4 protein-coding genes are annotated in these 14,562 nt (G+C 77.1%); all 4 read right to left on the bottom strand.

From position 1 onward, the window contains the following. Positions 1-13: 13 nt before the first annotated feature. Positions 14-1,933, bottom strand: a complete 1,920-nt coding sequence (locus tag ABT023_RS24155) for a hypothetical protein (protein ID WP_350888675.1) — start codon at positions 1,931-1,933, stop codon at positions 14-16. Next, positions 1,930-6,654 (bottom strand): hypothetical protein, encoded by a 4,725-nt coding sequence (locus tag ABT023_RS24150; protein WP_350888674.1) that lies wholly within the window; start codon positions 6,652-6,654, stop codon positions 1,930-1,932. The genes ABT023_RS24155 and ABT023_RS24150 overlap by 4 nt, the downstream gene beginning before the upstream one ends. Further along, a complete protein-coding gene (locus ABT023_RS24145; protein ID WP_350888673.1) occupies positions 6,651-11,615 on the bottom strand; it encodes a VCBS repeat-containing protein in 4,965 nt (1,654 codons plus the stop codon). The genes ABT023_RS24150 and ABT023_RS24145 overlap by 4 nt, the downstream gene beginning before the upstream one ends. Position 11,616: 1 nt before the next feature. Continuing rightward, positions 11,617-14,562: DUF6603 domain-containing protein (locus tag ABT023_RS24140; protein ID WP_350888672.1), on the bottom strand; the 2,946-nt coding region annotated here is incomplete at its 5' end.

Below are 14,562 nucleotides of genomic sequence, written 5' to 3'. Positions count from 1 at the left end.
GGGGCGGCAGGGCTCATCGGGGCTCCACGGCGTCGTAGCGCAGGCCGCTGGAGATGTCGCCGCCGGTGGCGTGCCGGGAGCGGCCGAGCCACAGGTGCACCGAGCCGTCCACGCCACGGGCCAACTGCCACCGGCGCAGCACCCGGACCCCGGCGCGGCCGATCTCCTCCTCGGGCACGGCCAGTTCGACCACCCCGGCGCCGCCGGGGCCGGGCCGCCAGTCGAGCACCCGGCTGTGCCCGAGCACGGGGACCGGCGGCCCGTCGCGGGTCGGCTGCTGGATCGGCACCCGCCGCAGCCGCACCGCGGTCGGGTCGCCGGCCGGCGGGGTGGGCACGAGCGGCACCCAGTTCTCCGGCACGGTGGTGGCGAAGGCGTAGGACAGCTCGGGCACGACCACGGGACGGCCGGTCGCCGGGTCGACCGGCGGCGGGTCGGGCACCGGCGGGCGGGCCGGTACGGCGGACCGGGCGACCTGCGCGCTGCGGTCGATCGCCCGGCCGGTCGCGCCGGTCACCGTACGCTCGATCGCCCAGACCAGGTTGGCCATCTCGTCCCGGCCGAACCGGACCTCCTCGACCGGCTCGGAGTCCAGGGTGGCGGCCGCCGTCGCGGGCAGGACGAGCACGTCGGCGGGCCCGTCGGTGACGGCGCCGGACGGCCGGAACAAGGCCCAGCCCCGCCCCCCGGGGGCGGCCGGCACCAGGGTCCGGGTGCCGAACGTGTCCGTGACGATCAGCGACCGGACCCGGGTGGCCGAGCCGACCGGCAGCTCCAGCGGGACGATGAAGTGGTCGTTGGCGTAGACCAGGCCGTACTCGAGCAGGAACATCCGGGCCAGGTCCCCGGCACCCGCCCCGACCTGGCCCAGGTTGATCCGGGAGTCCTCCATCTCCCAGAACCGGGTGGCCGGCATCCCGGCGTAGCCCACCGGGGTGGGCAGGGTGATCCGGACCAGTTCCTGGCTGGCCGGTTGCGCCTGCAGGGTGTCGAGCGGCGCGTGGTCGAAGTGGTACCAGTCCAGCCGGTCACCGTCGTACTCCCGGGCGGTGAGCACCAGCTCACCGGCCGATCCGGCGGCGCCGACGGCGAACTCGTACTCCATCCGCTCCCGCTGCCAGGCGGTGCCCTCCAGCCCGGCCGCGCTGATCAGCGGGTGGAAGTCGTCCGGTGGCCACGGTGGCGTGTCCGGCCGGGGGTCGACCCCCGGCGCGATGACCGCCGGTAGCTGCAACAGGTACCCCCCGGGCGGGCCGGGCGGGCGGGGCGGCACCCCGAGCCAGGCCAGCCAGCCGGTGATCGCGGTACGCAGCGCGCCGGCCAGCGCCGGCGGCACCGGCAGGTCGTCCTCGACCGTCCCGGCCGCGCAGGCGCGCAGCAGCAGGTCGCCGTGCGGCACCCGGCCGGCGACCACCCGCAGGTAGCCGACCGTGCCCGCGTCGGCCGCCGACGGGGCGTCCGGGGGCACCGCGGGGATCCGGTAGCGGCCGGCGACCGCCGGGCCCAGCTCGCCGGCGCCGGCCTCGGCCAGCAGCCGCAGGAACTGCTGGCCGGTCTCCGCCGAGAGGCGCAGGTCGTCGGCGGTGGCCGCGCCCTCCCGCTCGACGAGTGCCTCCAGCGGGATGCCGGACGGCAGCCCGATGGTGCTGCCCGAGGCGGCCCCCGGGCGGTACCGGGTGAACGGGGTCACCTCGGCGTGCACCCGGGCGACCACCGGCGAGCCGGCGTCCTCGCCGGTGAACTCGCCGAGCTGCCACTGCCGGGCGAGCAGCCACAGCGGGTCGGCGATGCGCGCCTCCAGCGCCGGGCTCAGGTCGCCGCGCCGGGTACGCGGCTCCAGCCGGGTCCAGGTGGTCACCGACGCCGGCGGGTCCTGCGGCGCGTCCGGGCCGGCGGCCGGCGCCACCTGGTTGTCGTGCACGAGGTGGCTCATCGGCCCTCCTGCTCACCCGGCGCGACGGGTGCCGCGTCCGGTACGAAGTCGGTGGTGGTCGCCGCCTCGGCGACGTTGGTCGGCAGGTAGAACGCGGGCAGGTACTGCCCGCCGGCACCGAGCGAGTCGAGGTCGGTGACCCGGGCGACGGCCAGGTCGAGGGTCTCCTCGACGGCCTGGGCGAGCCCCGCCGGCTGCCAGGTCGCGGCGCCGTCGGCGCTGACCGCCAGCAGCACCGCCTGGCCGGCGGCGGCGGCCGGCGCGTCGTACTCGAAGGTCAGCCCGGTCCGCGTCGTGGCCGCCGGCACCACCTCGGTCCACTCGTCGACGAGCAGGCCGTGCACCGGCTGGGTGAGGTCGAGGTCGCCGAGGCTGACCAGGACCAGCGAGGTCGGCTGGCTGTCCGCCCGCGGCGCGGCCTCACCCACCCACCGGTCGCCGGCCTGATACGGCAGCTGGGCGACCCGGACCCGCGCCGGCACCCGCACGACCCCGCCCGCGCCGAGCGCGTCGGCGTAGGTCAGCACCTCCTGCAACCGGCCCACCGCAGGGCGGACCCGGCCGTAGCGGGCCAGCCAGCGCCGTACCGGGTGGGGCGAGCCGCCCTGGAGGGCGTCGCTGGCGGCGAGCGCGGTCGTCAGCGCGACCGGGTCGGGGGCCCGGCTGGCCGACAGCACCGGCATGTCGGCGCCGAGCAGCGCCCGGATCCGGGCGACGTGCAGCTCGCGCCGGTCCGCCGGCGGCGCGGTCGGGGTGTCGAAGTCGGTCTCCGGGTCGCAGACGCAGCCGCCCACCGGGCACGGGGTGCGTCCGCGCGCCTCGGCCACCAGCCGGCAGTGCGCGGCGACCCGGCGGGCCAGCTCGTCCCCGGCGGACCGGGCGGCCTCCGCCGCGGCGGCGGCGCCGGTCCCCGGCAGCGGCGGGAACACCCCGACGATCCCGAAGCCGGCGGCCGTCCGCAGCAGGGTGTGCACGGTGGTCTCGTTCCAGCCCGGGTCGTCCGGGCTGCCGGCGGCGTGCAGCCCGGTGGCGGTGTCGAGGGCGAGCTGCCACAGCTCGGTGGCCTGGTGCCGGGTGACGCCGTCGACCTGCGCCGGCGCGTCGGAGTCGGTGCCCAGGTCGGCGGCGAGCAGTTGCCGGCCCCGGCCGAACAGGTCGCGCAGCGCCGCGACCGCGGCGAGGAACTCGGCCAGGCTGACCCGGGAGGCCGGCCAGCCGGGCGCCCGGTCGTAGTCGAGTTCCAACCGCCACTCGGGGGTCACCTGGGACGGCGCGAGGCGGCTCCAGGCGACCAGTTCGATCCGTCGGTCCAGGTCGGTGCCGGCCGGGGTCCCCGGATGCGGCGGCCCGGCGAGGTGGTCCACCGCCGCCGCCTGGAGGCGGTCCAGGCTGCCCTCGACGTGGTCGGTGACGACGACACCGTCCGGCGCGTGCCAGCGCGCCCGCCAGCACACCCGGTTGGCGGGCGGCAGCAGCGCGGCGGTCAGCGCGTCGACCGCGGCACCGATGATCCGGGGCTGCTCGGACTGGCCGGCCGGCCAGTCCGAGCGCCGGCCGGCGAACCGGCCGTCGAGGTTGAACAGCACGGCGACCCGGTGGGTGACGCTCACCCCGCTGGCCGGGGTGCGGGTGAAGTGCAGCTCGGGCGGGGTGGTGGCCGCACCGGAGGCGACGTCCACCGCCGCGGCGGCGCGGTCCATGTCGCCCACGGCGAGCTGGTGCACGCCCTCGGCGAGCAGGGCGTCGGCCACCGCGTCGGCATTGTCGGCCAGCTCGGCGAGCACCTCACCGACGGCGATCCGGGCGCCGCCGGGCAGCTTCGCCAGCTCGGTGGCGAGCGCGCCGGCCCGGTGCAGCCGGTGCAGCTCCAACCCGTCGGCGACGGCGGTGGACGCGACGGTGCCGACGATGTCCGGCGGGCCGTCCCCGTTCGGGTCGACCCGGTGCGCGCGGACCGGGGCCAGCCGGCGGAACAGCGGGATGTACTGGTCGAGCGGGCCGCCCGGGTGATCGTGCAGGCCGCGTTCGAAGCGGTAGCCGAGCAGTTCGCCCAGCGCCTGCCCGTCGCGCATGCCGGCGAGGAGCTGCCCGGCCAGCCGGACCCGGCGCGAGGAGAGGTCGACCGCGACGGGGTTGTCGTCGCCGCCGCCGTGCGAGCGCCACGCGCTGCGCAGCACGGCGGCGGTGACCGCCTGCGCCGGCGACGGGGCGTGTACGTGGCCGGCGCCGGCCGGGGCCGCCACGAGCTGCGGGGGCGCGGCGGTGTCCGGTACGTGGGCGGGCCGGTCGACCAGCGTGGGCGGCGGCGCCGGGTGCAGGTCGGTGAGCCAGCCGTACGCGCCCACGTGCACCCCGTCGGGCGTCCCGGCCGGGCGGGTGGCGGCCAGCCGGTCCAGCCGGGTGCTGGCCAGCGAGGTGATCCAGGCGTCCAGTCGGTGTGCGGTGAGCCCGAGCGTCCCGGCGACGTACCGGTCCAGGTCGTCCGGGTCGAGGGCGGCCGGGACGTCCCCGGTGGGGGCCAGCCCGGTCGCCAGGTCGGTCAGCGCGTCGCGCAGTTCACGCAGGTCGGCGGTTGCCAGTCGGTGCCGGGTGTCGTCGTCCCCGGCCGCGGCGGCGAGGTACCCGCCCACGCTCCTGCCGCCGGTGCCAGGCACGGTGACCGCCAGCCGTCGGCGCAGCGTCGGGGTGATCTCGCCCGGCCGGATGTCGATCAGCTCCGGCTCGGGGATCTCCGCGGCGGCCGGCAGCCCTGCGGCCTCGGCGAGCAGGTCCGCGGCGGCGGAGTGCTCGGCGATCAGCGCCGCCCGCAGCAGCCGGTGGAACAGCGGCACCGGCCCCGCCGAGGCGGGTGCCGCCGGGATCTGGTCGCCGCGCAGGCCCACGGCGGCGAGCCCGTTGAGGTACGCGCGGATCCGGGCGGCGCGGTCCTGACCGGGTGCGGCCACCAGCGGGGTGCCCAGCGCGAAGGCGCCCTTGGCGAAGACCGCCAGGGACAACCGGGGGTCGACCGGCCCGCCCAGGCCGAGCGCGGCCAGCAGCGCCCGGCCGGGTTCGACGACCTGCTGCCGCCAGCCCGGGCCGAGGTCGAGCCGGGCGAACCGCCACAGCCAGCTCACGTACTCGTTGCCGAGCATGCTGCGGGCACGGACCTCCAGCACCCGGGCGTCGGTGGCCAGGATCTCCACCATGGTCTGCTCGGGGTCGGCCAGCCCGGGCCGGATCCGGGGCGCCGGGGCGGCCAGCCAGACCTGCTGCCAGAGGTTGCGCAGCACGGTGACCGCGCGGGCCTCGGCGGGGCTGGCCGGCTGCCAGCCGCGCAGCGCCGCCACCGGCAGCAGCCCGTAGGGCTGCGCGCCGATCCGCAGGGTGGGCAACGGCCCCTCCGGGTGCAGGTGCTCGACGAAGTGGGCGCGCAGCTTGCGCTGCTCGGCCGGGGTGGCCACCGGCAGCAGGTGCCGCAGCATGCTGCCCGGCCCGGCCGGCCAGAGGGCCCGGCGGACCAGTCGGGCCAGCCGGCGTTCGTCCCGGTCGGCCGCGGCGGCGCGGGCCAGCGCGGTCGGCGCGTCGGGGCGTACCGCCCGGCGGCGGACGGTCGCCAGGTCCTCGACGTCCGGCTGGGGCGGTGCGCCCACGGCCGGGGTCGACCCGGCCGGCACGGCGCTGAGCGGTTCGGCGCTGAGCGGTTCGGCGCTGAGCGGTTCGGCGCTGAGCGGCACGGCCAGGGCCCGACCGACCAGGGCGGCGGCGTTCTCGACCTGCGGCCCGGTGCCACCGGGTACCGCGTCCGTGCCGGTGACGGGGGCGACCGGGGGGCGTTCGGCCACGGTGACCGTCTCGGTGTTGTTGGTCGGGGTGCCCGGCGGCAGGAAGGCCAGCCCGCCGGTGGCGGCGTGGGCCTCAAGCAGCCGGTCCAGCCGCGCCGCGGAGATGTCCGGCGGAGTGTCGGTGTCGACGCCGAAGACCAGCAGGCGGTCCACCGGTTGGGGCCGGCCGGCACCGTCGGTGGGTACGTCGACGGCGAAGGCCATTCCGGCGGCCACCGCGGCCGGGTAGTCGACCATCCAGCGCATGCCCTCGTCGACCGGGGGCGACTCGGCGGCGCCCGCACCGACCGGTGTCCCGGTCGCCGGGCTGCCGGGCGGCACCGGGGTCGGCCCGGCGGCCAGGTCGCGGGTGACCGGCCCGGAGACGCCGGTGAACAGCGTGTTGCCGGTCGTGCGGCCCACCGCGTACCAGCGGGTCGGCAGCAGCCGGACCCGGGCCGGTTCGCACCACGGCGCCGGCCGGCGCAGCGGATCGGGCAACAGGCCGGTGGCCGGGTCGGGCTCCATCACCCGGGCGATCCAGCCGGCCCGGGTCGCCCCGAACCGTCGGACCAGCTCGGTCCAGGCCTCCGCGCCGGGCGGGGCGTCGGCCGGGCCGGCGACGCCGGTCGACGCCGGGTCGCCGTCGGCGGTCGGGCCGAGCCAGTACGCCCGGCCGGCCGCCACCTCGTCGTCGGTCAGCCGGGGCTCGTGGCCGTCGATGTGAATCTGGTCGGGGTAGACCCTGATCCGCAGGGTGGCGCCGGCGAACCGGGTCTCCAGCCGGACCGGCAGCAGCGCCACCGGGTACCCGGTGGACAGCGTCCACGGGGTACCGGTGAGCGCGTCGGACAGCGGCGTTGGGCCGGCCGGGGCGGCGGAGGTGGTGCCGGCTGAGCGGCGGGGGGTGACGGTCATGGTTGGGTCTCCGGCGTGAGCAGCAGGTCACTGGCGTGGCGGGCGAGCATGACGGGCCGTTGCAGCGCCACCCGGGCCATGTCGGCGGCGTTGCGGCCGAACACCGCGCCGTCCACCGCCGTGCCCGGGAATCCCGGCGCGTACGGGGAGAGGAACCGCGCTCCACCGGGCAGGTGGCCCCAGTGCAGGTCGTCCCAGTGCTCGCCGGCCCAGGCGGGGGTGTCGGGCGGGGCCGACTCCGGCCAGTCGTCCGGCTCGGCGTCCAGGCCGAACCGGGGCGCGGTGGGCTGCTCCCGCAGGACGAAGAAGTAGCCGGGATCGCCGAGCGCCTCTTCGGCCGCGCCGCGGGCCTGCTCGGCGGTGTGTGGGAAGCCGAACAGCAGCAGGTCCGGGGAGAGCCAGGCGTTGAAGATCGGCGGCAGGTCCACCCCGGTCGGTTCCCGCCGCTGCGGCCCGGTCCAGCGGGCGCGGCGCATGGTGACCACGGTGGACGGGAAGCGGCGCAGCACCTCGCCCCGGATGACGAGGACCAGGGACTGCTCGCCGGGGGCGCCGACCGCCGTCAGGTGGCCGCCGAGCGGGCCGGTGAGCCAGGCCGCGTCGGTCAGCGGCGGTATGTCGGTCAACGGAGCGCCGGCCGACACCGCGCCGCGTACGTCCCAGAACTGCCGGAACCAGGTCTGCCGGGGGTCGGCGGGTAATCCCCGCCACAGCATCTCCCGGCTCATCTCGTGGTTGAGCCCGACCAGGAACGCCTCGATGAACCTGGGGTTGGCGGCCAGCGCGGTCATCGTCTCCGGCGCCACCGCCGGCAGGTTCGGCACCACGTGCTCCTGGGACAGCCCGCGCAGCAGTTCGTAGCTGGGCACGTCGAAGGTGATCCCGGCGAGCAGCCGGCGCAGCGGGTCCCCGGTGTCCGGCAACGCGTCGACCAGGAGTTCACCGCCGACGCTCAGGCCGGCCAGCACCTCGCCGGCGACCGCGGTCTCCGGGCGGAGCGTGGCACGTACCGCGCCGGCCGCCGGGCCGAGCGGCACCGTCGGCGGCTTCGGGTCGACGGCCAACGCCTGGGCCGGGGCCAGCCGGTCCTGGTGGTTCGCGGCGGCGGCCATGAACCGGTCGCCCATCGTGGCGCGGGCGGTCACCAGGTCGGTACGCAGGTCGGCGACGAGCAGGCCGCACCCGCGCCCGGCCGCCGCGTCCGCCGCCCCGGGGATGTCCTGCGGCGGGCTCCAGATCACCGGCACGCCGGCCGGGTCCAGGTCGAAGCCGACCCTGGTGGTGAGCACACCCACCCGGGAGCGGTGCGCCACCACCAGGTCGGGCCGGCGGGTGCCGCTGACGTCGACGACCGCGACCCCCGCGGCGACGCCCGCGGCCACCTCCGCCTCGCCGCCGACCGGCAGCGGGCTGGTCCACCCGGCGTCGGCGATCCGGCCGCGCCGGTTGACGCCCCGGCCGGTGAAGTACCGGGCCACCTTCTGCCCGGCGGTGTTCTCGCCGGCCACGAAGACCAGCAGGTCCGGCACCTGGTCGCCGGTCATGTCGACCACGTCGACGCTGACTGAGCGGATCGCCTTGAAGGTGTACGGGGTGGGCAGCGAGTCGGTCCAGCCCCGGGTGACCCGGCCGGCTGCGTCCAGTCCCCAGCCAACCCGGTAGTACACCCGGTTCGCGGCGGCGTCGGGGCCGTCGACGGCGTAAGCGACGACGAGTTCGGGTGACCCGTCGCCGTCCAGGTCGGCGACGGTGACGCCGAGCGCGCCGGCGTACCCGCTGACCGGGTCGGGCAGGTCGTACGGGCCGGCCCAGCCGCCGGCAGCGGCGCCGTCGGCGTCGATCCCGCTGCCCACCCAGTAGGCCAGTCGCCGGGTGCCGGCCACGTTGCCGGCCAGGACCGCCACCGCGAACAGCTGCGACGGACGGCCGCCGGTGAGCGGCGCGGCGGTGACCGCGGTGGCCACCGCGGGCACGCCGGTGAACGGGCCGGCCGCCGCCGCGGTGAGGGTGTTCTCCCGCAGCACGCCGTCCTCGCCCAGGTGGTGGGCGGCCTGCGAGCGGATCCGGCTGCCGGTCCCCTCGTCGACCGTGTACGACACCAGCAGCGAGGAGAGCAGGCCGACCCGGGGCGCGAAGCGGATGTGGGCCGGGGCCGGGGCGGTGTCCGGGCCGGCGCCCCGGGGATCGGCCGGGGTGCCGTGGTCGACCCATCCGCCGCCCCGGTTGCCCCAGGAGTACGCGGCCAGCCGTCCGTCGGCGGTCCGGACGAAGACCTCGCCGTCGCGGTCGTCACCGGTGACCGGGCCGGGCCGGTGCGCCGCGATCCCGTTGGCCGGCCGGCCGATCTCCTCCCAGTACCAGGAGTAGACCCCGGTCTCGTCGTTGCGCCACTGGTAGCGGCCGTACAGCCGCAGGTCTGCCGGGTCGGCGTCGGGGTGGGCCAGGACGAGCAGCTCCGGCTCCTCGTCGTGGCCGCTGGCCACGGTCTGCTGGCCCAGCGAGACGATCCGCAGGTTCTGCGGCAGCGGCGCGCGGAAGGAGACCCGGCCGTGGTTGAGGAACCCGCCCCAGCCGGGCACCCGGGTGACCAGTTCGCCGGTCGGGGTGAGGTAGCCGAAGCCGTCGGCCCGGGGATGGCTGAAGGTGTGGTAGGCCGCCGGGGAGCCCCAGATCGGCGGCGGCTGGCCGGGACCGTCGGCGACCAGGCTCCACTGCCCGTTGTGGACGAACAGCCGCTGGGCGGTGGTGGCCACGAACACGCCGGCCGGGGTCGGGCGCGGCGAGCCCCACAACCGCTCTCCGGTGGCGAGCTGCGGGCGGCCCAGCGACGCCCAGGTCCGGGCCACGGTGCCGAAGCGGTACAGGTCACCGCTCGGGCCGAGCATGAAGACGTCGGTGCCGCGGGCGGTGGGCCGGCTCGCCGTGCCGCCGGGTGGGCTGCCGCAGTCCGTCCACACCCAGCGGTCGCCGTCGTAGCGGCGCTCGTAGAGCCGGCTGTCGCGGGTACGCACGTACACCCGGTCGGGGGCCACGGTGGCGCCGGAGGTGACGACCTGGGTACCGGCCGGGGCGCCGTGGTCCCGCCAGGTCCAGACGCCGTCGAGCCGGCGGCGTTCGAACAACCGGCCGTCGGCGGCGGCGACGAAGAACCGGTCCGGGCCGAGCAGGTCGCCGCCGTTGCTGGCCAGCGTGGTGACCGGATCGTCCGCCGCGGCCGGAGCCCAGGCCGCCGGGGCCCAGGTGGCAGCGGTGTGCCACCACGGGTTCCGGCCGGCAGCCTCGATGGCGGCCCGGGTCAGCCGGGCGATGCCCTGCCCGGGCGGGACCAGGGTGTCGAAGACGACGCCGCCGGCCGGGATCCGGGCCGGCGGCACCGGGCTCGCGCCGCCGGCCAGCCGTAGCAGCGCCGACGACGACGGCGCGGCGGGGCGCAACCGGCGGGCCAGCGGGCCGCGCGGGCGGGCCAACCGGCGGAACGGCGCGCTGGTGGCCGCCCGGGCGCCGGCGTTGCCGTCGAGCAGCTCCTCCAACGACTCGACCGGCACGGCGCCGGCACCGGTGAGCCCGGTCGCGGCCGGGGCCGCGACCAGGTCGTGCACCGGCCGGGCCAGCGCGACGAGCTGGTCGTCACCGAGGGCGGTCCCCGGCGCGGCCGGGTCCACCCGCTTCGCGAACAGGGCGGCGGCGCTGTCCCGGGCGGCCTGCCCGCGCAGCAGTTGCTCGTTGACCTCGCGCAGCTCGGCGGCCCGCTGCCAGGCGGCGGCGGCCAGGTCCTCCTGGTGTTTCTGGATCACCCGGGTGCCCAGCGCCGCCGCCGCCCGGTAGCGCGGGTCGAGGTTCAGCCCGGCCAGCCACCGCGGCTCGCTCCCCGGCGGTGGCACCTGCCCCTGCCTGCTGTGGATCTCGCCGTACAGCGGTGGGGTGAACCAGTCCTCGACGTGCGCCAGCAGCTCGGTCATCCGGGCCTGCCAGGGCCCGGCGGCGGCCGGCTGCCAGACGGTGGGGGTCATCGCGGGCGAGGCGAGCGCGCCCTCGAAGGCCAGCACGGAGCGGCCTTCCACGCCGGCGGGCTCAAGGTCCGGCAGCCCGCCGCCGGCGGCGCCGACGTCCACCGGCTGCCGGCCGACGTCCGCCGGCAGGGCCCGGCCGCGCAGCCGCCGGCCCCGCGACTCGAAGTCGCCGTCCGGGCCGGTGCGGAAGGTCCAGTGGTGGTAGACCGGCAGGACGATCGGGGCCTGCGGATCGGTCGCCGGGGAGCCGGGGCCCCAGGCCGGCACCAGCGGGCCGTCGTCGAGCGGCAGGCCCAGCCCGGCGCGCACGCCGGCGTCGAAGGCCGGCACGACGGCGGCCAGGTAGTCGGTGTCCGGGTCCAGCCGCCGGGGGCAGACCAGCCGGGACAGGGTGCGCTCCGGTGCTTCGGCGATGACGTCGGCGACGTCCTCGTTCTCCGTGACGACCAGCACCTGGGCGTGCGCCCAGGCCCAGGACTCGACGAGGTCGGGCAGCTGCCCGACGATGGTGCCCAGCCGGGCCAGCGGTTGCCCCGCCGACGTCTCCAGCCGGCCCTGCGGGCCCACCGGGACGACGACGAGCACCAGCCAGGGCCGCAGCCGGCCCTGCGGGTCGGGCTTCGCCGGGGTGTATAGCCAGGGCAGGTCGGGCCGGTCGAACTCGACGGCCGCGAACAGCGTCCCGTCGACGTTGTCCGCGCCCGCCGCCGGGTGGCTGCGGATGATCTGCTGGCCGTCGAGGCCGGTCACGTCGCCGGGTCCGTGCAGCAGCGCGACGGTGGTGCCGACGACGTCCACCGGGTCGACCCCGGCGGGGCCGGTACCGCGCGCGGTCACCGAGAGCGTCACCTCGGACCGGGTGGCCGGCAGCGGCCCGGTGAGCGGGTCGGGTTCGGAGACGAGCCGGGCGACGCCGTCGCGTACCCAGGGCAGGAAGCGGAGGCCACCCATGTCAGGACACCTTCTCGGGTTCGGGCAGGACGATGGTCGGTTCGGGCACGTGGACGCCGGCCCGGCGGATCAGCCGGCCGCGGTCGCCCCCGGGGGCCACCTCGGCGGCCTGGGTCGCGGTGGGCAGGACGGTCACCGGTGGACGTACCCGGGCGGGGGCCTGACGGGCCCGTCGGGCGGCGGGGTGCGGGGTGCCCCGGCCGGCCAGCCAGGACGGTCCGGCGTCGCGCAGGCCGAGGCCCGCGCCGGTGAACCGGGCCGCCCCGCTGGTGCGGGCGCGGGCGTTGGCGGCCGGGCCGGTGGCGGCGAACAGGGCCAGCAGCCCGCCCGGTACGGCGTCGGCGGCCGACAGCGTGTGCGCCGCCGCCGGCATCTCCCGGCCGGCGTCGTCGGGGTCGTCGATGATCACCCGGTCGTAGGCGCCGTCGCCGTCGAGCCCGGCGAACACGGTGCTGCCGTCCGCCGGCAGGGCGGTACCGTCCGGCAGGGCCACCTCGCGGCCGGCCTCCAGCCGTTCGAAGCCGGGGGTGAGCACCCGCTGCTCGGGGGTCAGGTCGCGGAACTGGCCGGGGGCGAAGTCGTCGAGGATAGGCGCGCCGAGGGTGCCGCGCACCGTGTCGTCGCCGGTGCCGGCGCTGACCTCGGTGAGGGTGAACCGGTTCGGTCCGCGGAGTCGGGAGGTGCCGATCCGCTGCAACTCGACGTCGAGGGGAAGGACGTTCTGGCGTACGCCGAGGGTGGCCCCCGGGGAGAGCAGCAGCGCTCCCCCGGTGTCCTCGACCGCCCGCAGGGCCACCGGTTCCGCCCCGACGGCGGCGGCCCGGATCTCCCAGGCGTCCGGGGTGGACAGGGCCGGCCGGAGCAGGTCTGCAGCCTCCACGTAGGTGGGCTCGGGCTGGTCGGTCTTCTTCCCGTCGGTCCAGTCGAGCTTGGCCGACACCTCCCACCACAGGAACTTGATGCGCGCCTCGCCCCAGGCCCGCCAGGGGCCGGGGCCGCTCACCCCGATGAACAGCCGGATGACCAGCAGTTCGGTGCCGTCGTAGGTCAGGGCGACGTACGCGCCGATCTCGGCGGTGAACCAGAACGGCTTGAACTGGAACAGCACGTCCAGCCAGGCCCGGCCGTCGAGGACGAACCCGGCCGCCTCGAAGCGCATCAGCAGTTCGGCGCCGAACTGGGCGGTGTTGCTGGTGACCGCCAGGTACGCGTTGAGCTTGATCCCCTTGCCCAGCTTCAGCAGCTTGATCTCGAACCGCTTGAGCGACGGGAAACCGGCCGGCGGGCAGAACCTCGGATGGAACCCGCCGATCGACAGGGCGAACGACTTGTCCCCGCCCCACCGGGCCCGCAGGGCCATCTCGCCGGAGACCGGCTGGCCGAACAGGTTGGAGTCGATCAGGGCCGCGTCGAGGCTGATCTCCTTGCGGGCGACGTCGACGATGCCGGCCGAGTCCAGCCGGAGCCGACCGGCCGGCCGGAAGTCGATGACCAGCTTGCCGAGCAGCAGCACCCGGACCGGGTCGGGGAACTCGACCAGCACGGCCAGGTCCGCGACGATCTGCCCGGAGAGGAAGTTCAGCCGGACCATCGCGCCGAGCACGGTGCCGGTGGGGTCGACCGGGAAGATCCGGCTGAGCGTGGCGATCACCGCCGGGGCGCGGCCCACCGCGTCCTCGGGGAACAGCAGCGAGTCCAGGGTTCCGGCGCGGGCGGCGTTGCGGACCTCCTCGGGGTTGCTGCGCCGGTTGTGCCCGACCACCAGGCCCAGGCCGGTGATCGAGATGCCCCAGAACAGCATCAGCCCCGGGTACCACTGGAAGGTCCCGACGACGAGCATCGAGAAGGTGTGCTCCCCGTCGGCCTCGGCCAGTCGGCTGCCGTCCGGGTTGCGGGTGTTGAGGATCGCGGTGGCCTGGAGCAGGAAGCCCCGCATCGGCGACAGCCCGTCCTTGGCGGCGATGCCCAACTGGAGCGCCCCGGCGTACATGCCGCGCGGCTCGTCGATGAACAGGTAGCCGCCGCCGTTGACGAAGCCGTTGTCGATCCGCAGCCCCACCCCGTCCGGGGCCTTGAAGCGGGGCACCAGGTCGGCGCCGCCGAGGTTGCCGGTGCCGGCCGGCAACGCGGGCGGGAAGGTCAGGTCGGCGCGGATGCCGATGTTCTCCACGACCGCGTGCAGCGGACCGATCTCGGCCCGGACCGTGGTGGTGACGGTCAGGCCGACGCTGGCGGTGTGCGTGCTGGCCGCGAGCGCGACCCGCAGCCCCTCCAGGTGTACGCCGCTCAGCGAGAGGTGCATCGGGTACTCGGCGGTCAGCGCGGCGGCCCCGGACAGGTGCAGGCCGGTCCGCAGTGACCAGCCGAGGCCGAGGTCGAAGCCGAACCGCAGGCCGTCGGCCGGCAGGAGCCGGGCCAGCAGCCCGTCGCCGTCGCCGGCCTTGACCACCAGTTCGGCGCGGCCGGCGGCGAGCATCAGCTCGATGTCGTCGCGGCCGGTGCCCAGCGCCGCCCGGCCGCGCAGCACGAGCTGCCCGATGGCCAGGTGGGTGCCGTCGGGCGCGCCGATGACCCAGCCGGGCTCGTCCTTCGGCGCGATCCGGGCGACCTCGGCGGAGAACTTCACCGCCGGGCCGCCGCCGGCGACCGTCACGCCCGCCGAGTTGATCGCGATGGCCGGGCCGGCCCCGGCCAGGTCTGCGGCGACGTTCCAGCGACCGAACGCGCCTTCGAGGTGCGTCTCGCCGGTGGGGGCGACGATCCCGGTGAGCAGGCCGTCCCAGCAGGCCAGGGCGAGGGTGACGCCGAGGCGGAGCTGGGCGTCGGCGTCGGCGTCGGCGTTGGCGTCGGCGTTGGCGTCGGCGTCCGCCGGGCCGGCCAGGGGGCGCGGTCCCGGCTGTCCGGCGAGCGCGACCGGCTCCCCGTCGCCGGGCCGCCCGGCGGCGGG

Source organism: Micromonospora sp. NPDC002296 (assembly GCF_040296145.1).
GTDB lineage: Bacteria > Actinomycetota > Actinomycetes > Mycobacteriales > Micromonosporaceae > Micromonospora.
The sequence above is the reverse complement of the archived record's forward strand: the minus strand, read 5'-3'. Positions and strand labels throughout refer to the sequence as shown.